Below are 18,399 nucleotides of genomic sequence, written 5' to 3'. Positions count from 1 at the left end.
GCGGCTGTTTCAGGCATTTTCATGCCGTCTCGATAAAGGAACCGGATGTTTTCCAAATGGTGGCATTACGCATTGGCACTGATCATCAGCCTCGGCGTGGTCGGCACGGCCCTGGCCGGACTGGCGGCAGCACTGATCTACCCCAACCTGCCTCCGCTTGAAGCGCTAACCGACTACAAACCCAAGCTGCCACTGCGCATCTACACGGCTGACAATGCCTTGATCGGCGAATTCGGCGAGGAACGCCGTGCCTTCATCGCCATCGACAAAGTCCCGCAATACATGAAACAGGCGATCATCGCCGCCGAGGACGAGCGCTTCTACACCCATGGCGGCGTGGATACGCTGGGAATATTGCGCGCAGCAGGATCGAACCTGCTGTCCGGAGGCGCCAAGGAAGGCGCATCCACCATCACCATGCAGGTGGCGCGCAATTTCTTTCTATCGAACGAAAAAACGCTGACTCGCAAGCTGTCGGAAGCCATGCTGGCGATGAAGATCGAGCACAATCTGTCGAAGGATAAAATCCTCGAACTCTACATCAACCAGATCTACCTCGGCCAGCGTGCCTACGGTTTTGAAGCCGCAGCGCGCACTTACTTCGGCAAGCCGATGCACGAGTTGTCGCTGGCCGAATTCGCCATGCTGGCGGGACTGCCTAAAGCGCCGTCGCGCTACAACCCGGTAGTGAATTTCCCGCGCGCCAAGACGCGCCAGGAATATGTGCTGGGTCGTATGCGCACGCTCAAATTCATCGACCAGCCTACCTGGCAGGCTGCCATCAAGCAGAAGCTGGTCATCCGCCAGGCACGCCAGCAGACCGATGTAACCGCCGACTACGTAGCCGAAATGGTGCGCCAGACATTATTCGAAAAATACGGTGAATCGATCTACAGCTCCGGCTACAAGGTGGTCACCACCCTGAGGCGCGCCCAGCAGGCCGCGGCCAACCAGGCAGTGTGGCACGGCATCGCCGATTACGACCAGCGCCATGGCTATCGGGGACCGGAAAAACAGGTCAGCCTGCCCGCCGACAGGACGCGACGCGAAGCCGCCATTGCCAGCGCACTGGAAGACCTTGCTCCCGTCAGCGACATGCAGCCCGCCGTAGTCGTGGCTGCCAGCGCCAAGCTCATCCGCGCCCAATTGCGCGACGGCAGCGTGGTCGACATTTCCGACAACTCGCTCAAGTGGGTGGCCAACTGGGTCGCCGGCAAAAAAGGGCGGCAACTCGCCCCCGGCGCGGTGGTGCGCGTACAGGCGACGGGCCGCAAGCCGCACTGGCGGCTAGCACAGCTGCCCGAGGTCGAAGCTGCGCTGGTCGCCCTGAACCCGCAGGACGGCGCCATCACCGCGCTGGTCGGCGGGTTCGACTTCAACCGCAACAAATTCAACCGCGTCACCCAGGCCTGGCGGCAGCCGGGATCGAGTTTCAAGCCCTTCATCTACTCCGCGGCGCTGGAAAAAGGCTATACCCCCGCCACCATCATCAACGACGCACCGCTGTCGCTGGCCGCAGAAGAAGCCGGCGGCACCGCCTGGGATCCGCAGAATTACGACGGCCGTACCAGCGGCCCGGTGCGCCTGCGCAGCGCGCTGACCAAATCGCTCAACCTGGTATCGATACGTATTCTGCAGGGCATCGGTCCGTATTACGCACGCGACTACATCCGCCGCTTCGGCTTCGACCCGGCACGTCACCCGCCCTATCTCACCATGGCGCTGGGCGCGGGCAGCGTCACTCCGCTGCAGATGGCTGCGGCCTATGGCGTGTTCGCCAACGGCGGCTTCGGCGTCAAACCCTATCTGATCGACAAGGTATACGACAAGGACGGACGGCTGCTGATGCAGGCCAGCCCGCAACAAGCCGGCGGCAATGCGCCGCGCGTGATCGATCCGCGCAATGCCTGGCTGATGACCACCATGATGCAGGACGTGGTGCGTTACGGTACCGCCGCGCGTGCCGGCCAACTGGGGCGCAGCGACATCGCCGGCAAGACCGGCACCACCAACGACGCGCGCGATACCTGGTTCGCCGGCTACAACCCCGGCCTGGTAGCGATCGTCTGGATGGGCTACGATCAGCCGCGCTCATTGGGACGGCGCGAGACGGGCGCCCAGTCCGCGCTGCCGATCTGGATGAGTTTCATGGACACGGCGCTTAAGAGGGTGCCGCAGACGGGCTGGGCGATGCCCAGCGGCATCGTCAGCGTGAAAATCGACCCGACCACCGGTACCCGCCTGCCGGACACCATGCTTGGTGGATTACTGGGTGATTGGCTGGGCGACAAGGAGAGCGGCATGGTGGAGCATTTTTATCAGGAATTCCCACCGCCCGAGGCACCACCCACAGACTGGAACAGCGATCCGGCCCATCCCGCCGAATCGGCCCCTCCGGCGCCAGCGTGGCCCGGAACCCCGCTATGAAACATCAGGACATGCGCCGCCGTATTGCCCATGCAGCGGCACGCATGCTGGCCGAAGACGGCAGCCTCGATTACGGCAGCGCCAAACGCAAGGCGGCGCGTCAATTGGGGGCTCCCGACAGCAACAACCTGCCCGACAACCAGCAAATCGAGGAGGCGTTGCGCAGCTATCAGGCTCTCTACCAGGCCGACGAAACGCGCGCGCAGCTCACGCTGCTGCGGCACGTCGCCATTGAATATATGGAGCAGCTGGCGGCTTTCGATCCCCACCTGACCGGTCCGGTACTCAACGGCACAGCAGGGCGCTATACCGACATCAACCTGCAGCTATTCACCGACGACCAGAAAGATGTCGAGTTCCTGCTGATGCGTCAGGCTTCGCCCTACCAGGCCGGCGAACAGCGTGCACCGGATGCCACGGGACGCGCCTATCCCCGCTTCGTCATCGACGATCCGCGCGCGCCGGTCGACATTGTCGTCTACCCCGCCGCCGAGCTGCGCAACATGAAGCGTTTACAGGCGGACGGCAGCCCGCGCCGCCTGCGCCTGCCCCAGGTACGGAGTTTGATTTGAGCCTTCTCACAGCACTCACTCTGGCATGAATGATGCTGAAACGCATCACATGATTCTTTCGAACGAACAGCCGTGATCCGATTTTTCCGGCACTACGTGCCCCTGAATTTATTGTTGCTGATGTCGATCGAAGCGCTGATTCTAGGCGGCGCCATCTACGCCGGAGTCAACGCCCGCTTCCTCGACAGCGGCACGATCCCGGACAATATCGGCCCCCTGCTACCCAAAGCCCTGGCCTTCACCGCCGTCATGCTGGGGCTGATGACCGCCAGCGGCCTCTACGACCTGGAATGGCAGGGCGGCGTGCGTTCGCTGCTGCAGCGCCTCGGTCTGAGCTTCGGGTTCGGCCTGCTGGCAATGAGCCTGCTGTTTTATTTCTTCCCCGCCCTCCTGGTCGGACGGGGTGCCTTCCTGCTTTCGTTCGGTCTCGCCCTGCTGGGTATTCTGCTCAGCCGCGCGCTGTTCATCCGCTGGACGCGGACGGGCGCACTCAAAACCCGCGCCCTGGTGCTCGGCACCGGCAGTCGGGCCGCCCACATCGAAACCCTGCTGGCCAGGCGCGGCCATGCCAGCAATGTTCAGGTAATGGGCTATTTGCCGATGGGCGGCAGTCACCATTTCGTCGATCATGCCCGTATTCTCGACACCCAGGAACCGCTACCCGAACTGGCGCAGCGCCTGCACATCAGTGAAATCATCCTCGCCGTACGCGACCGCCGCGGTGGCGGCATGCCGGTGCAGGACCTGCTCAAGTGCAAGCTGTATGGCATCCGCATCCTCGAACTGTCCAGTTTCTTCGAACGCGAAAACGGCCATTTGCAACTCGATTCGATGAACGCCAGCTGGATGATCCTGGCCGAAGGCTTTCATCAAGGCATCGTGCGCGACACCGTCAAGCGGCTGTTCGATCTGCTGGTCAGCGCCGCCATGCTGGTGGTCTGCCTGCCGATCATGGCGCTGGCCGCACTGTTGATCAAACTGGAAAGCCCTGGCCCCGTTTTGTACCGTCAGGAACGTGTCGGTCAGGGATGCCGCAGCTTCACCATCTTCAAATTCCGCAGCATGTGCATCGATGCCGAAAAAGACGGAAAACCGCGCTGGGCCGGCCAGAACGACAGCCGCGTGACACTCACCGGGCGTTTCATCCGGCGCACCCGCATCGACGAATTGCCGCAGATTTTCAACGTATTCTTTGGCGACATGAGCTTCGTCGGCCCGCGCCCCGAACGCCCCTATTTCGTGCAGGACCTGACCCAGAAAATCCCCTATTACGGCGTGCGCCACACCGTCAAGCCCGGTATCACCGGCTGGGCGCAGGTGCGCTACGCGTACGGCGCGACCGACGAGGACGCCATGCACAAGCTGCAGTACGACCTCTATTACGTCAAAAACCACAGCCTGTTTCTCGATCTGATGATCCTGTTCCAGACTGCTCAGGTGGTGCTGTGGGGGAAAGGCGTGCGCTGACCGCGCGCGCCTGAAGCCGTTTCCATGCCCGACACCCTGCTTCTCCTGGCGACTGTCGGCTATGGCCTGGCAACCCTGGCCTATCTGGGGCTGTCCGGCCTCATTGTCGCCAGTTGGCGGCGGCGGCCGCAGGGGCGGCTGCTGGTGCTCGCCACCGGGCTCAGCGCCGTCTGGGGCGCGCTGTCGGCACTCACCGCCTGGGGGCTGTTGGCGCCGCGGCAGGAACTCGCCGCCGAAGTGGCGCGCAACGGCGCCTGGCTGGCGCTGCTGTTCTACATCCTGCGGCTGCGCCTGCCGCCGGCTACCGCACTGCCCGCGCCACTGCGTTTTATGCGTATTCTCGGCGGCCTGCTTGTCGGCGGCCTGCTGCTCGCCAGCGCGGTTCATTTCATCGCTCCCGCCCGGCCGGTGCTGGCGCAATGGGCCGGCAATCTGGGGCTGGTGCTGCTCACCGTGATGGGGCTGGTTCTGGTCGAACAGGTATACCGCAGTACCCGCCCGGAAGACCGCTGGGCGATCAAGTTTCTCTGCCTGGGGCTGGGCGGATTATTCGTTTACGATTTCTATCTGCATGCCAACGCCGCGCTGTTCGGCGCGATGGATGCCCAGGTATGGGCGGCGCGCGGCTATGTGGCGGCGCTGGTGACGCCGCTGATCGCGGTTTCCGCGGCGCGCAACCCGGAATGGGCGGCGCCGGTCGGACTGTCGCGCAGCATGGCGTTCCATACCGCCAGCTTGCTGGGGGCCGGTGTGTATCTGCTGCTGATGGCGGGCGCCGGCTATTACCTGCGCCTGTTCGGCGGCGAATGGGGCGACGTGGTGCAGACCGTGTTCGTCTTCGCCGCCGCCATGCTGCTGGTGCTGCTGATGTTTTCCGGCACCCTGCGCGCGCGGCTGCGGGTGTTTCTGTCCAAGCATTTTTTCAGCTACCGTTACGACTACCGTGAAGAATGGCTCAACTTCACCCGCACCCTCACCGAAGGCCAGCCCGGCGAGCAACTCTGCGAACGGGCAGTCGAGGCCCTTGCCAAGCTGCTCGAAAGTCCCGGCGGCGCACTGTGGATGCGCGAGGGCGATGCCGGCTATCAGCGTGCCAGCCACTGGAACTGGGCTGACCTGCAGGGCGTCGAGCCGGCCGACGCCCCTTTCATCCAGTGGCTCGCCAGCAAGCAATGGGTGGTGGATCTGGATGAAATGAAGGTGCGCCGCGACCTCTATGGCGACCTGGATACGCCGGCATGGCTGCAGAACACCGACGATGCCTGGCTGGTGGTGCCGCTGATGCTGCACGATGAACTGCTCGGCTTTGTCGTGCTCAAGCATTCCTTGGGCAATGTCAGCTTCAACTGGGAAGTCAGCGACCTGCTCAAGGTGGCGGCACGCCAGGCAGCGGCGCACCTGGCGCAGATGCGTGCCTCCAACCAGCTCATCGTGGCGCGCCAGTTCGAATCGTTCAACCGCACCACCACCTTCGTCATCCACGACCTGAAAAATCTCATCGCCCAGCTGTCCCTGTTGCTGGCCAATGCCGAAAAGCACAAGCACAACCCCGAGTTCCAGACCGACATGCTGGACACGGTGGAAAACGCCGTCGCCCGCATGAATAAGGTGCTGGCGCAATTGCGGCGCGGCAGCGGCGAAACGCACGCACAGTCGGTGGCGCTGGCGGATATCCTGACCGAGGCCGTCGCCAGCAAGCAGGCGTTCAAGTTACGGCCTCTCCTGGCCTTGCCGCCGTCCAGTCTGCGCGTACGCGCCGAACGCGAACGGCTCGTCCGCGCCATCGGCCATCTGCTGCAAAATGCGCTGGAGGCGACGCCTGCGACCGGCGACGTCACCCTGCGCGGATTCGAAGAGTCCGGACAGGCCATGGTTGAAATCATCGACAGCGGCAGCGGCATGGACGACGAATTCATCCGTACCCGCCTGTTCCAGCCGTTCGACTCCACCAAGGGTGCGGGCATGGGCATCGGTGCGTATGAATGCCGTGAAACCCTGCGTGCGCTGGGTGGAACGATCGAGGTGGACAGCACGCCGGGAAGCGGCACCCGCTTCCGTCTCAGCCTGCCGCTGGATACTCATCCTGAAAACCAAGGAGACGCCGCATGAGCGACGCCAAACAAAAGATTCTGCTGGTGGAAGACGATCCCGGGCTGCAAAAACAGCTGAAGTGGAGCCTCGCCGACTACGAACTGGTGATGGCCGCCGACCGCGACAGCGCCATCGTCCAGCTGCGCCGCCACGAGCCCGCGGTGGTGCTGCTCGATCTTGGCCTGCCGCCTGACGCGGACGGCGCCACCGAAGGCCTGGCCGCCCTGCAGCAGATTCTTTCACTCGCCCCCGCCACCAAGGTCATCGTCGTCACCGGCAATCTCGATCGCAGCAACGCGGTGAAGGCGATCCATATCGGCGCCTACGATTTTTTCCAGAAACCGTTCGACCCCGACGTGCTGGCGCTGATGATTGCGCGTGCGCTGCATGTCCATGCGCTGGAGGCCGAGAACCGCCTGCTGGCCGCCAGGCAGCGCGGCTCCACCCTGCAGGGCCTGATCACCAGCAGCGAGCCGATGCTCAAGATCTGCCGCACCGTGGAGAAAGTCGCCCCGGCCAACGCAACCGTGCTGTTGCTGGGCGAATCCGGCACCGGCAAGGAAGTGCTGGCGCGCGGCGTGCACGAACTGTCGCCGCGTGCCGGCAAACGCTTTGTCGCCATCAATTGCGCGGCGATCCCCGACACCCTGCTGGAATCCGAACTGTTCGGCTATGAAAAAGGCGCGTTCACGGGCGCCGCCAAACAGACCATCGGCCGTATCGAGTATGCCAATGAAGGCACCCTGTTTCTCGACGAAATCGGCGATTTGCCGATGCCGCTGCAGGCCAAGCTGCTGCGTTTCCTGCAGGAACGCGTGATCGAGCGACTCGGCGGACGCGGCGAGATTCCGGTCGATGTGCGCGTCGTCTGCGCCACCCACCGCGACCTCGCCGACATGATCCGCGAAGGCAGCTTCCGCGAAGACCTGTATTACCGGCTATCCGAAATCACGGTAAAAATTCCGCCGCTGCGCGAACGACCTGGCGACGCCGTCCTCTTGGCGCAGGCCTTCCTCGAGCGCTACGCACGCGAGCAGGGGCGCAACCTTCGGGGTTTCACTGCCGATGCGCTGGGCGCGCTCGAAACACATGTCTGGCCTGGCAACGTGCGTGAAATGGAAAACATCATCAAGCGCGCAACCATCATGGCGGACGGCACCCAGATCACGGCGGCCGATCTCGGCCTGGATGCCGCCCAGGCCGAACCGCAGCCGTTCAACCTGCGCCAGGCGCGCGAAAACGCCGAGCGGCTGGCAGTCGGCCGCGCCCTCGCGCACAGTGACGGCAGCATTGCCCAGGCCGCCGAACTGCTCGGCATCACGCGGCCCACACTGTACGACCTGATGGCGAAAATCGGGATGAAATGAATCCGCGTTGCACACCTTACCTTCAAGGAATTCTTGAGGTTTCAATGGCTCACTTTGCCCCTGTGAAACGGCTGCTCGCGCTGCTGATTGTCGGCACGCTACTGACCGCCTGTGACCGTAACGACCGCCCTCTGGTGACCGAAGCCCGGGCATCGATCGCGGCGGGGGACTACAAGACGGCGATGATTCAGTTGAAGAACGCCGTTGCAGAAGACAAAAACAATGCCGAAGCCCGCTTTGAACTGGGCCAGCTCTATTTCGACCTGCTTGATCTGCCCAGCGCCGAAAAGGAATTCCGGCAGGCCCGCAACGCGGGCTACGCCGTCGGTGTCGTCAATCCGATGATCGCCCGCGCGTTGCTGGGCCAGCGCGAATACCAGCGTGTACTGGACGAGCTGCCGGTTCCGGCCGACGACGACCCGGACGCTTCCACCCTGCATGCCCTGCGCGCCACCGCCGAACTCGGGCTGGGCCGCAAGGAGGACGCGCGAAAAATCCTGCAGCACGCGCAACAGGCCACGCCCGGCCATGCCGAAGTGAATCTGGCGCTGGCACACCTGGCGCTGGCCGACGGCAAGGCCGACCTGGCCTCGCAGCAGCTCGACCAGGCCCTGCGTGCCGATCCCAGGCACCGCGACAGCCTGCTGCTCAAGGGCGAACTGCTGCGCGCCACCCGGCATCCTGCCGAAGCCGCTGCGGTATACCGCGAGCTCCTCAAGCTCGACTCCCGGAACATCCAGGCCCGTCTTGCGCTGGCAGACATCGCCATCAGCGAGCGCCGGCTGGCTGACGCGCGCAAGGAAGTGGACGCCGTGTTGAAAGTCATGCCCAAAAACCTGCAGGCACGGTATACCCAGGCCCTCATCGACTTCAACGAGAAACAGATCACGCAGGCGCGCGATCAACTGGCTGGCGTGCTGAAGGCAGCACCAGACTATGTGCCCGCGCTGCTGCTGGGCGGCTCGATCGAATTCGCATTGGGCAATCTGCAGACTGCCGAGGCACATCTCAACAAGGTGCGCAAGGCCACGCCGGGCAACCTGTACACCCTGCGTCTGCTTGCCGCCACCCAGTTGCGCCTGGGCCGCCCCGACGAGGCGGCGCACACGCTGGCTCCCGCGCTCAAATCGGCCGGCCATGACGCCGGCGTATTGATCGTCGCCGGCGAAATTGCACAGGCCAAAAAGGATTTTGCCCAGGCTGCGGCGTATTTTGAGCAGGCCGCTCAGCACAATCCTGACAATGCCGCCATCCGCACCGAACTGGGCATTTCCCGACTCGCCCTGGGCGACCAGCGCGCCATGGCCGATCTGCAGACCGCCGCCGCGATGGGAGGAGACAGTGCCAGCAACCGCGCCGACACCATCATCATCCTCAGCCAGTTGAATCAAAAACAGTTCGATGCTGCGCTGACAAGCATCGCGGCACTGGAAAAGAAACAGGCCGCCAATCCGCTCACTTGGAACTACCGCGGGGGCGCCTATCTCGGCAAACAGGACATCGCACGTGCGCGCGACAGCTTTAGCCAGGCGCTCAAACTCGACCCTGCATTTTTCCCCGCCGCTGCCAATCTGGCGCGACTCGATCTGAAGGACAAACAGCCCGCCGCCGCACGCCAGCGCTTCGAAGGTATTCTCAAGGCAGACCCCAGGCATCTCAACGCCATGCTTGCGCTTGCCGATCTGGGCTTGCGCAGCCAGGACGAGAAAACCTACGTTAACTGGCTGGAAAAGGCGGCCGCAGCCCATCCGCAGGCCCTGCAGCCGCGGACGGCCTTGGCGCGCCACCTGCTTGCCAAGGGCGATCGCAACAAGGCGCTTGCGGTTGCGCGCGAAGCCGTCAGCGTCCAGCCCGCCAACCCTGCCGCACTCGATCTGCTCGGCACCACGCAGCTGGCGCTCGGCGACACCACCAACGCGCTGGGCAGCTACCGCAAGCTGGTCGAACTTCTGCCCGGCCAGGCCGCCCCGCTGATCAAGCTCGCTACCGTACAGAATGTCACCCGGGATCTGCCCGGCGCGCGCAAAACCCTGCAGGATGCCCTGCGTATCCAGCCCGATTCTCTCGACGCACAAATGCTGCTCGGCAACGTCGAGGTCCAGAGTACGCGTTTCGACGAAGCCCATGCCCTCGCCCGTCACTTGCAGCAGCAAAAGCCGGACAATGCAGCAGGGTTCATTCTCGAAGGTGATGCCGCGCTCGCGCGCAAGGACTATCCCGCCGCCATCGCGGCATTCGAGCAGGCGCACAAGCGGGCTCCTGCGGGCGCCATGCTCGTTCGCCAGTTGCGGGCCTTCACGGCCACCCAGCGCGCCGAGGAGGGCGAAAAACGTCTCATCACCTGGCTCGCGACCCATCCGCAAGACGCCGCCATCCGGGCCGCCCTGGCGGAAAGCCTGACCAAGCGCCAGCAGTACCCTGCAGCGGCCGAGCATTACCTGGTGTTGAACAAGAGCAATCCCGGCAATCTGATGGTGTTGAACAATCTGGCATGGGTACTATACGAATCGGGTGACCCACGTGCAGCCGTGTTTGCCGAGCAGGCGCAGAAGCTGCAGCCGGGCAACCCGGCGGTGCTGGATACCTATGGCTGGATCCTGGCCAATTCCGGCCAGCCGGCCCAAGGTCTGCAGTATTTGCGCAAAGCCAGTGCTGCTGTGCCCGATAACGCCGACATCCAGTGGCATGTGGCGTACACCCTGTATCTGGCTGGGGATAAAAAAAGGGCCCTTATGGAACTCGGCAATTTACTCGATAGCGGCAACAGCTTCAGAGACATGGATGCCGCCCGAACACTCCATAACCAGCTTTCCAAGCAATGACCTGTTGAGCGCCTGACAGAATATCCAGAGGATGTTGCCCATGTCTTACTTCAAGCCTTTTACCTCGCTTCGTGCCGCGCTGATCACCTCAGCCGTTTTGAGCACACTCGCGCCATTGCAGGGCTGTAGCAAGGAATCCAGCCTGTCCGCCGAAGAGCATATTGAACTCGCCAAGGACATGGGAGCGAACGGCAACCGCAAAGGCATGGTGATCCAGCTCAAGAACGCCATTCAGAAATCGCCCGACAATCCCCAGGCCCGCTTGATGCTCGGAGAGGCCTATCTTGAATTCAAGCAGGCGGACAGCGCAATCAAGGAACTCACGCAGGCGCGCAAACTCGGGGTGAGCGAAGCACGGATCACGCCCCTGCTGGGAGAAGCTTACCTGCAGAGCAAGGAATATCAGCGCATCCTGGACGAAACTCAAATCTCCGACAATGCCAACCCGCGCGCCCGTGCCCGGGCCATGCAATTGCGGGCTGACGCCTTGCTCGGCTTGCACAAATTTCCCGAAGGGTGTGCGCTTTTCGAGGAGTCTAGTCGAATCGACCCCCAATGGCACAAGTCGCTGATCGGCATTGCAGGCTGCGAATACGCGCAGGGACATGCAGACGCGGCAAGAAGCGCATTGATCAGGGCCACCCAAATAGCTCCGCTGTCAGCTGAAAGCTGGGTCTCTCTTGCCAAACTGGAGCGTACGGAAAACCGGCCGGACGAGGCCCGCAAAGCCTTGGACAGTGCGCTCAAAGCCAATGACGTTGATCTGGATGCACTGGTGGAGCGGGCATCGCTCCTGGTCGACCTCAAGGATTACAAGGCCGCCACCCAAGACGCCGAGCGCATACACTCACTCTACCCCAAGCATTTCCTCAGCGAGTATGTGCTGGCCTTGATCGCCTTCAACGAGAAAAAGATCGACATTGCGCGCGACCACGTCGCACGTGCCTTGCAGCTCGCCTCGGGCCATCTGCCCAGCTTGTTGCTGAGTGGCGCAATTGAGTATGCCAAGGGCAATATGCAGACAGCGGAAACGCAACTGAATCGTGTTGTGCAAAGCTGGCCCCGTCATCTCTATGCCAATCGCTTGCTTGCGGCGGTGCAACTGAGCCAAGGGCGGATCGATGATGCGGCCAAAACCATCGAAAAAACCGACCCGGATCACTCGGAAGATGTCGCGATACGCTTGCTTGCCGGCGAAATTGCCATGGCCAGAAAACAATACACCGACGCCAACCGCCATTTCGAGAAGGCGGCCGCGCTGCAGCCCGGAAATGCAGGCATTCGTACGCAACTGGCCAGGGCGCGCCTCGGCCAAGGCGACCCGCGTGCACTGGACGACTTGCGCGCAGCCAGCGCCATGGATGCGGCATGGCAAGGCGCGGACTCAACCCTGATCCTTGACCAGATTCGCAATCGTCAATTCGACGCAGCACTGCAAAGCATCGCCGCACTGGAAAAGAAGGCGCCCAACAGCCCTCAGCCCTGGAATTTCCGGGGCCTGGTCTATCTCAGCCAGCAGGATTACCCAAGGGCGCGCGAAAATTTCGAAAAGGCAGTCAAGCTCGATCCCACGTACCTCCCAGCCACGGCCAACCTGGCCGAACTGGACCTTTACGATAACAAACCCGCGGCTGCCAAGGCCCGCTTCGAAGCCGTTCTCAAGGCCGACAAATCAAACCTCGACGCCATGCTCGGACTGGCGGGCCTCGCCAGGCGCACCGGCAATCTCGCGGAGCAGCTCGCGTGGCTAGAACGGGCTCACAAGAGCGCACCGCAGGCTGCTCAGCCACCAGTTCTGCTGAGTAATTTTTACCTGAATCAAGGCAACAGCGCCAAGGCGTTGGTCTATGCGCGCCAGGCGAATGATGCTCATCCGAACGATACCGCCGCACTAGGCGTCCTCGGGGACATTCAACTGGCCATGGGCGAAGTAGGCAGCGCGCTCTCCACCTTCGGAAAGCTGGCGGAACTCTCCCCACGCTCAACCGCAGTCCGGTTGCGCCTGGCGCGCGCCCAGCTCGCCAACGATCAGGCGAGTGCCGCCCGCGCCACTCTGCTCAAGGCACGTGAACTTGAACCCTCAAGCATTCAGGTGCAGGACGCCCTGCTGCTATTGGAATTATCGGAAAACAGGTTCGAAGCCGCATTGCAGATCGCCCGGCAATTCCAGGCTGGCCAGCCCGAGGCCCCACTGGGCTATGAGCGCGAAGGCGACATCCGCATCGCCCAGGGGCAGGCGACCCAGGCTGTGGCTCCGTATGAGCAGGCGTTGAAACGTCGTCAGTCCACCGCAGCGACCATAAAGCTGTTGCGCGCACTGCATTTTTCCGGGAACACCAAGCGCGCCGATGAGAAGATCGCAGCCTGGCTGAAACAACATCCGCAGGACAAGCTGGTGCGCGCCTACGCCGCCGAGTATTACCTGATGACTGGACGCAACCGCAATGCCATAGCCCAGTACGAGTATTTGCTGCGCCTCGAACCCAAGCGGGTGGATTTCCTGAACAACTTGGCCACCCTTTACCAGCGCGAGCAGGACCAACGCGCCCAGGTCACCGCCGAACACGCGCTCGCACTAGCCCCCGATTCGCCGGGGATCCAGGACACTCTGGGATGGATACTGGTTGAAAAGGGCGAGCTTGCGGGCGGGCTGGAATGGTTGAAAAAAGCCGTCGCGGCAGCCCCCCGCGCAGCCTCGATACGCTATCACTATGCTGTCGCCCTGGCGCGGAGTGGCAACACGCCACAGGCGAAAAAGGAACTGCAGGCCCTGCTGGTCGCCCAGCCGAAGTTTCCGGAAGCCGAAGCTGCCCGCAAACTGCTGGCCACGCTGTAACGAACCACCTGGCAACTAGCCGGCAGATCCTGCCGGCGTTGTTTTGGGCGACCGGGAGTTTGGAAAGAATGGCCATGCCGCCCCTTCCCGGCCTTTAACCACCACACTTTCTGCGTGCCGGCCCTGCCATTGCCCGACAGGGCCGGCCCACCACGAAACAGCAAGGACTGTAAAAAAACCGACAACCACAACGCCCATAAAAAAACCCGGCCGAAGCCGGGTTGATTGTGCGGACTCGCCTTGAAAGCTCAGGCAGCCTTGCGACGGCGCAGGGCAACGCCCATGCCGAGCAGGCCCATGCCGAGCAGGGCGATGCTGCCGGGTTCCGGAACCTGGAACACTGCGCTGAAATCGCCGTTGATGGTCTGGGTACCGACAACCTCAAAACTGTCGAAGTCGCCGTCCACATTGACGCGAATATAGAAGGGATCGGGCGAAGTAAAGTAATCCGTCCCGTCCGGATTGGTCAGAGCAAAGTCCTCGAAGACCAGGTCGAAAAAGCCGCCCACGCCTGCCACGAGAACGCCGGTTCCACTCGATATTAGCGAAGCGCTCCCGATCAAGTAGTCATCGCCGCTGTTACCGAGGGTGACCGCACCCGGCGCCGTACCAGGCAAGGCTTTGGTCGTATCGAGATCCGGATCGATGTACAGGCTGAAGCTGGCCGAGGTGAAGGTAAACCCTGTGAGCCCGCCGCCGAGAGCGGCAAAGGTACCCGAGCCGTCGAACAGGGCGTACAAGCCGTAGCTGTTATTGAGTTCAATCGGCGTCACGTTTACCGTGCCGTCGTTGCTCAGGTACTGGCCGAAGTCGCCGTAGGCAACCGTGTCGAAGGTGCCCGCCCCGAAAGTAACGACCTCGCTGTATGCGCCATTGATCTTGTCTGCGTCGAACGTCCCGCCGAGGCCTTCAACGCTGCTCTCGTCAACCGTGAAATCCTGCAGTACCACAGCGCCCGCCGGGGCACTTACCATGCCGAAGCCAATGGCGATCGCGGCTGCAAGCAGCTTTCCGTTAAACATATCGTTCATGATGTATCTCCTTTAAAAGTCGCATTCCAGCCGGATAAGCCCCGGTATGCAAATTTTAAAGCACCCATCATGCCAGAATAATTAATTTCTTTATTATCATGTAGATACAAATATCGCTCACTGAGGCGCCAAGGCCGGTGTAAAAAATTCCGACACCACCTCGGGTTTTTTCCTGATATCCCGGGCGTGCCCTGTCAGCCTGCAAGGCCCCGAATATGCCTATGCCTCAGCCCTGCGTTTTTCTGGACAAACGCCAGTTGACGTAGGCAATCGCCAGTCGCTGCAGTGGATGCGCATTGCCGCCCGGACGCCAGGTACGCTTCAGTTTGCCGGTATAGGCGTCGAATTGCAGGCTGTGTGGCACGGCACGCACCTTGCCCCGGCCTAGCAGGATTTTCAGCGCTTCGGTACCCGCCATGCCGGCACACAACTGGCACGCCAGGCCGGTTGACGGCACGCGCTGGGTCTTGAAGTCGACGATTTCGGGATATACCAGATAACCCCGGTGCAACAGAGCGGGCGCCAGACCGACCAGGAAGCGGATCGGCCATTCGTCTTCGGGTGTACCCTGCAGCCGGAAGTAGCTGTCGAAGCTGGGGCCGTCCGGCAGAAAATTGAGCACGGCCGCGCCCATACCGAGCGGAACGGCAAAGGTGATGGGGATGCCGCGGGCACGGCAGGCATCATAGACCAGGCGACGGGCAGAAAAGACAAAGTAATCCAGGCCGTCCACGTAAAGGTCGACGCCGTCCAGGAATGCGTCCACGTTATGCGGCTGCACGCCATCGGCAAATACGCGGATGTCCAGCTCGGGGTTGATGTCGCGCGCCAGCCTGGCCATGACCTCCGCCTTGGGCTGTCCCATACTGCTCATGCTGGCGCCGGCCTGGCGGTTGAAATTGACCAGATCGAACTGATCGAGATCCGCCACATGGAAGCGGCCGATGCCCAGCCGGGCCAAGGTCAGCAAGTGCACGCCACCGGCGCCGCCGAGGCCGGCAATGGCGACCTTTTTACCGCGCAGCGTGGTTTGCTCGTGCGGGGTCAGCCAGCCAAGGTTGCGGCCGAATGCCTCGTTGTAATCGAAAGCCCGCACAATGACGCTTCAAGCATCCTCTTTCAGCAAGCGTCCCAGAATGCCTTCCTGGTCGTGCGCCGAGAAAAAATAGGGATAAAGGCTGCGGTCTTTGGCTGCCTTGCCCTTGCCGCCGAGCTCTTCTATCTTCTGCCGCATGTACTCCAGCTCCAGATGCATCAGCAACACGGGGAAATTGACCCGGTTGTTCATTCTTTCTTCCCCGATCTGCTTGAAGCCCAGCATTTTTTCATAGAAGGTCTTGTGGCGGGGAACGATCTCGATGATGGCGTCGGTACATTCATGGATGACGCCATACAGATAGGCAATATGAATCAGGCTTGCCAGCAAGTGCTTGCTGCCGATGTTTTCGTCGATGGCAAGCTTGCTGAGCTCCCCGACCCGCCTGCCCTGGGCGCGCAAGGCGTCAATTTCGGGTTTGTAGATTTCTTCCGCCAGCATGCCTTCCGGCGAGTCATAGCCGACCGTGACGGTGCCGACGATCTTTTCCTGGTGAAACGACAGGATGGTGATGCGATTGGGGTATTTCTTCAGGTGCGCCTTGGGGAAACCGCGCCAGGCGTAACGCTTCTGCACCAGCATGCTGGCATGGTTGAAAACCTCATCCTGCTGCGCGAAACGCAACTTGAAGAGTTTTTCCCCCATGCGTTCTTCCTGCATATCGGGACTTCCCTCGGGAATCGGGCTCAAATCCTTGAGGCGGTAGGGAGACTCGAAGCTGATGATGGTCCGATCGAAATCATCGGCAACGCTCCGGCCACGCCCAATCAACTTGCTCAAATTCAGCGTCACCTTCGACCCTCCTGACACACAGGGGAAAGCATTCCCCCATACTCGTTTCTATCGGCCCGCCACAGGCAAAAATTTAGCCCTGGCCGCGCATCCATCGCGCTGCATCCCGCGCAAAATAGGTCAGCACGCCGTCAGCCCCAGCGCGCTTGAATGCCAGCAGCGCTTCCAGCACGCACGCACGCTCATCCAGCCAGCCATTTTGTGCCGCGGCCTTCAGCATGGCGTATTCGCCACTGACCTGATACGCATAGGTCGGCGCACCATAAGCGTCCTTGACGCGTCGGATGACGTCGAGATAAGGCATGCCTGGTTTGACCATGATCATGTCAGCACCCTCCTGGAGATCCATTCCAACCTCCCATAGCGCCTCATTGCTGTTGGCCGGGTCCATCTGGTACGTATATTTGTTGCCCTTGCCCAGACTGGTCGCCGACCCGACAGCGTCACGGAACGGGCCGTAAAAACTGGAAGCATATTTAGCAGCATAGGCCAGAATCCGGGTATGGATATAACCGGCGCCCTCGAGGGCGCCGCGCAGGGCCGCCACCCTGCCGTCCATCATGTCGGACGGCGCAACCACGTCGGCGCCGGCCTGGGCATGCACGACCGCTTGCCGGGCGAGCACCGCCACCGTCTCGTCGTTCATCACATAGCCGCTGGCATCGGTCAGACCATCCTGGCCGTGGCTGGTATAGGGGTCCAGCGCAATGTCGGTGACGATTCCCAGCTCAGGGAAATGGTTTTTCAGTGCGGCCACGGTACGCGGCACCAGGCCATCGGGATTGATCGCTTCTTCCGCCCCCGGCGTTTTCAAGCCGGCATCGATCACCGGGAACAAGGCCAGCGCGGGGATACCCAGCCGCAGGCAGTCTTCGGCCACCGGCAGCAGCAGGTCTACCGACAGCCGCTCGACGCCGGGCATCGAAGCCACCGATTCACGCCTGCCCTGCCCGTCCAGGACGAACACCGGATAAATCAGATCGCCTGGTGCGAGCGTGTGTTCACACATGAGACGACGGGAAAAATCGTCGCGCCGCATACGGCGCATGCGGCGGGCGGGAAATGAGCCAAAAGGCAGGTTCACAAAGATCTCCAAAGAATTCGCATAGTCGTGGAACTTTTTCAAGGGCTTCCCGCTCTATCTGACAGACGGTTTCGTACCGTCTCCCGCTTCTCCTCCCTGAGCGGGATGCCTTAATCCCCTTAAGGCATTTTTTGCCCCGATCCCTCCCTTGGTCGGGGCTTTTTGTTGGGCGGCGCCGGCAAGCTTATCCGTTTGTCTGCGGCTGCCGGGCCCGGGCGAGCCACCCTTCAATCAAAGTGGCCGCCTCTTCCGCGCCCTGCCGGGACAGGCTGGAAAACAACTGAACAGTGACGCCATCCAGCGCCGCAAGTTCCTGTTGGACGCGACGCAATGTCAAGGCTTTCTCGCTGTTGGACAATTTGTCCGCCTTGGACAACAGGATGTGGACCGGCTTGCCGGTAGGGGTGAACCAGTCGAGCATCTGCCGGTCCAGCGGGGTGAGCGGATGGCGTGCATCCATGATCAGCACCATCCCGGCCAGCGCCTCACGTTCCTGCAGATACCGCGACAGCAGCCCTTCCCATTTCGCCCTCACTTCGGGCGGCACTTTGGCATAGCCATAGCCCGGCAGATCGACCAGATAGGTGTCGGCATCCAGCTCGAAAAAATTGATGAGCTGCGTCCGGCCGGGGGTTTTGGACGTGAATGCGAGACGGTTTTTACGCGTCAACAGATTGATTGCGCTCGATTTTCCGGCATTGGATCGCCCGGCAAATGCAATTTCGGCGCAGCTATGGGGCAAATCGCGCAGCTGGGCGACCGAGGTATGGAATTGGGCGCGATTGAGCACGGGCTTGGCAGTCATATTAGTTGC

General features: G+C 61.9%; 12 protein-coding genes. 7 read left to right on the top strand and 5 right to left on the bottom strand.

The window, feature by feature from the left end; genetic code table 11:
* Positions 1–45 precede the first annotated feature (45 nt).
* The 7 genes from B059_RS0103685 to prsT (B059_RS18585) all read left to right on the top strand — a co-directional run bounded on the left by B059_RS0103685 (position 46) and on the right by prsT (B059_RS18585) (position 13,582).
* On the top strand, positions 46–2,427 hold the full coding sequence (locus B059_RS0103685) for a penicillin-binding protein 1A (RefSeq protein ID WP_018076893.1): 2,382 nt from the start codon (positions 46–48) through the stop codon (positions 2,425–2,427).
* Positions 2,424–2,999, top strand: coding sequence for a hypothetical protein (locus B059_RS0103680; RefSeq protein ID WP_018076892.1), 576 nt, complete (start codon positions 2,424–2,426; stop codon positions 2,997–2,999). Before B059_RS0103685 ends, B059_RS0103680 begins: the two co-directional genes overlap by 4 nt.
* Before the next feature lie 72 nt (positions 3,000–3,071).
* Positions 3,072–4,466: a TIGR03013 family XrtA/PEP-CTERM system glycosyltransferase gene (locus B059_RS0103675; RefSeq protein ID WP_038058081.1), complete on the top strand. Its 1,395-nt coding sequence runs from the start codon at positions 3,072–3,074 to the stop codon at positions 4,464–4,466.
* Between the two features lie 24 nt (positions 4,467–4,490).
* The gene (gene prsK / locus B059_RS0103670; RefSeq protein ID WP_018076890.1) at positions 4,491–6,575 is read left to right on the top strand and encodes an XrtA/PEP-CTERM system histidine kinase PrsK; all 2,085 of its coding nucleotides are present in this window, start codon (positions 4,491–4,493) and stop codon (positions 6,573–6,575) included.
* On the top strand, positions 6,572–7,924 hold the full coding sequence (gene prsR, locus B059_RS0103665; protein ID WP_018076889.1) for a PEP-CTERM-box response regulator transcription factor: 1,353 nt from the start codon (positions 6,572–6,574) through the stop codon (positions 7,922–7,924). The genes prsK and prsR overlap by 4 nt, the downstream gene beginning before the upstream one ends.
* A 44-nt stretch (positions 7,925–7,968) precedes the next feature.
* Complete coding sequence (prsT, locus tag B059_RS0103660; protein ID WP_051068473.1) at positions 7,969–10,746, top strand: XrtA/PEP-CTERM system TPR-repeat protein PrsT; 2,778 nt, start codon at positions 7,969–7,971, stop codon at positions 10,744–10,746.
* A gap of 40 nt (positions 10,747–10,786) precedes the next feature.
* The gene (gene prsT / locus B059_RS18585; RefSeq protein WP_018076887.1) at positions 10,787–13,582 is read left to right on the top strand and encodes an XrtA/PEP-CTERM system TPR-repeat protein PrsT; all 2,796 of its coding nucleotides are present in this window, start codon (positions 10,787–10,789) and stop codon (positions 13,580–13,582) included.
* A gap of 248 nt (positions 13,583–13,830) precedes the next feature.
* Here the strand turns inward: prsT (B059_RS18585) and pepA are convergent, their stop codons facing one another.
* From pepA to yihA, 5 genes are all read right to left on the bottom strand, one after another.
* Positions 13,831–14,613 (bottom strand): flocculation-associated PEP-CTERM protein PepA, encoded by a 783-nt coding sequence (pepA, locus tag B059_RS18580; protein ID WP_018076886.1) that lies wholly within the window; start codon positions 14,611–14,613, stop codon positions 13,831–13,833.
* A 226-nt stretch (positions 14,614–14,839) separates the two neighbouring features.
* Positions 14,840–15,712 carry a ThiF family adenylyltransferase gene (locus B059_RS0103645; protein ID WP_088177992.1) on the bottom strand — a complete coding sequence of 291 codons (873 nt, stop codon included), beginning with the start codon at positions 15,710–15,712 and terminating at the stop codon, positions 14,840–14,842.
* Positions 15,713–15,718: 6 nt separating this feature from the next.
* Positions 15,719–16,489 (bottom strand): N-acyl amino acid synthase FeeM domain-containing protein, encoded by a 771-nt coding sequence (locus tag B059_RS0103640; protein WP_245538724.1) that lies wholly within the window; start codon positions 16,487–16,489, stop codon positions 15,719–15,721.
* Positions 16,490–16,574: 85 nt separating this feature from the next.
* Positions 16,575–17,585, bottom strand: a complete 1,011-nt coding sequence (hemB, locus tag B059_RS0103635) for a porphobilinogen synthase (protein ID WP_272867455.1) — start codon at positions 17,583–17,585, stop codon at positions 16,575–16,577.
* 184 nt (positions 17,586–17,769) lie between these two features.
* Positions 17,770–18,390, bottom strand: a complete 621-nt coding sequence (gene yihA / locus B059_RS0103630; RefSeq protein ID WP_018076882.1) for a ribosome biogenesis GTP-binding protein YihA/YsxC — start codon at positions 18,388–18,390, stop codon at positions 17,770–17,772.
* Between the last annotated feature and the right edge of the window lie 9 nt (positions 18,391–18,399).

Source organism: Thiobacillus denitrificans DSM 12475 (assembly GCF_000376425.1).
Classification (GTDB): domain Bacteria; phylum Pseudomonadota; class Gammaproteobacteria; order Burkholderiales; family Thiobacillaceae; genus Thiobacillus; species Thiobacillus denitrificans.
The sequence above is the reverse complement of the archived record's forward strand: the minus strand, read 5'-3'. Positions and strand labels throughout refer to the sequence as shown.

Coding starts and splice junctions, on each gene's coding strand:
- prsK (WP_018076890.1), top strand. CDS start 4,491: ATGCCCGACACCCTGCTTCTCCTGGCGACTGTCGGCTATGGCCTGGCA.
- yihA (WP_018076882.1), bottom strand. CDS start 18,390: ATGACTGCCAAGCCCGTGCTCAATCGCGCCCAATTCCATACCTCGGTC.
- prsT (WP_051068473.1), top strand. CDS start 7,969: ATGGCTCACTTTGCCCCTGTGAAACGGCTGCTCGCGCTGCTGATTGTC.
- prsR (WP_018076889.1), top strand. CDS start 6,572: ATGAGCGACGCCAAACAAAAGATTCTGCTGGTGGAAGACGATCCCGGG.
- prsT (WP_018076887.1), top strand. CDS start 10,787: ATGTCTTACTTCAAGCCTTTTACCTCGCTTCGTGCCGCGCTGATCACC.
- B059_RS0103680 (WP_018076892.1), top strand. CDS start 2,424: ATGAAACATCAGGACATGCGCCGCCGTATTGCCCATGCAGCGGCACGC.
- B059_RS0103685 (WP_018076893.1), top strand. CDS start 46: ATGTTTTCCAAATGGTGGCATTACGCATTGGCACTGATCATCAGCCTC.
- pepA (WP_018076886.1), bottom strand. CDS start 14,613: ATGAACGATATGTTTAACGGAAAGCTGCTTGCAGCCGCGATCGCCATT.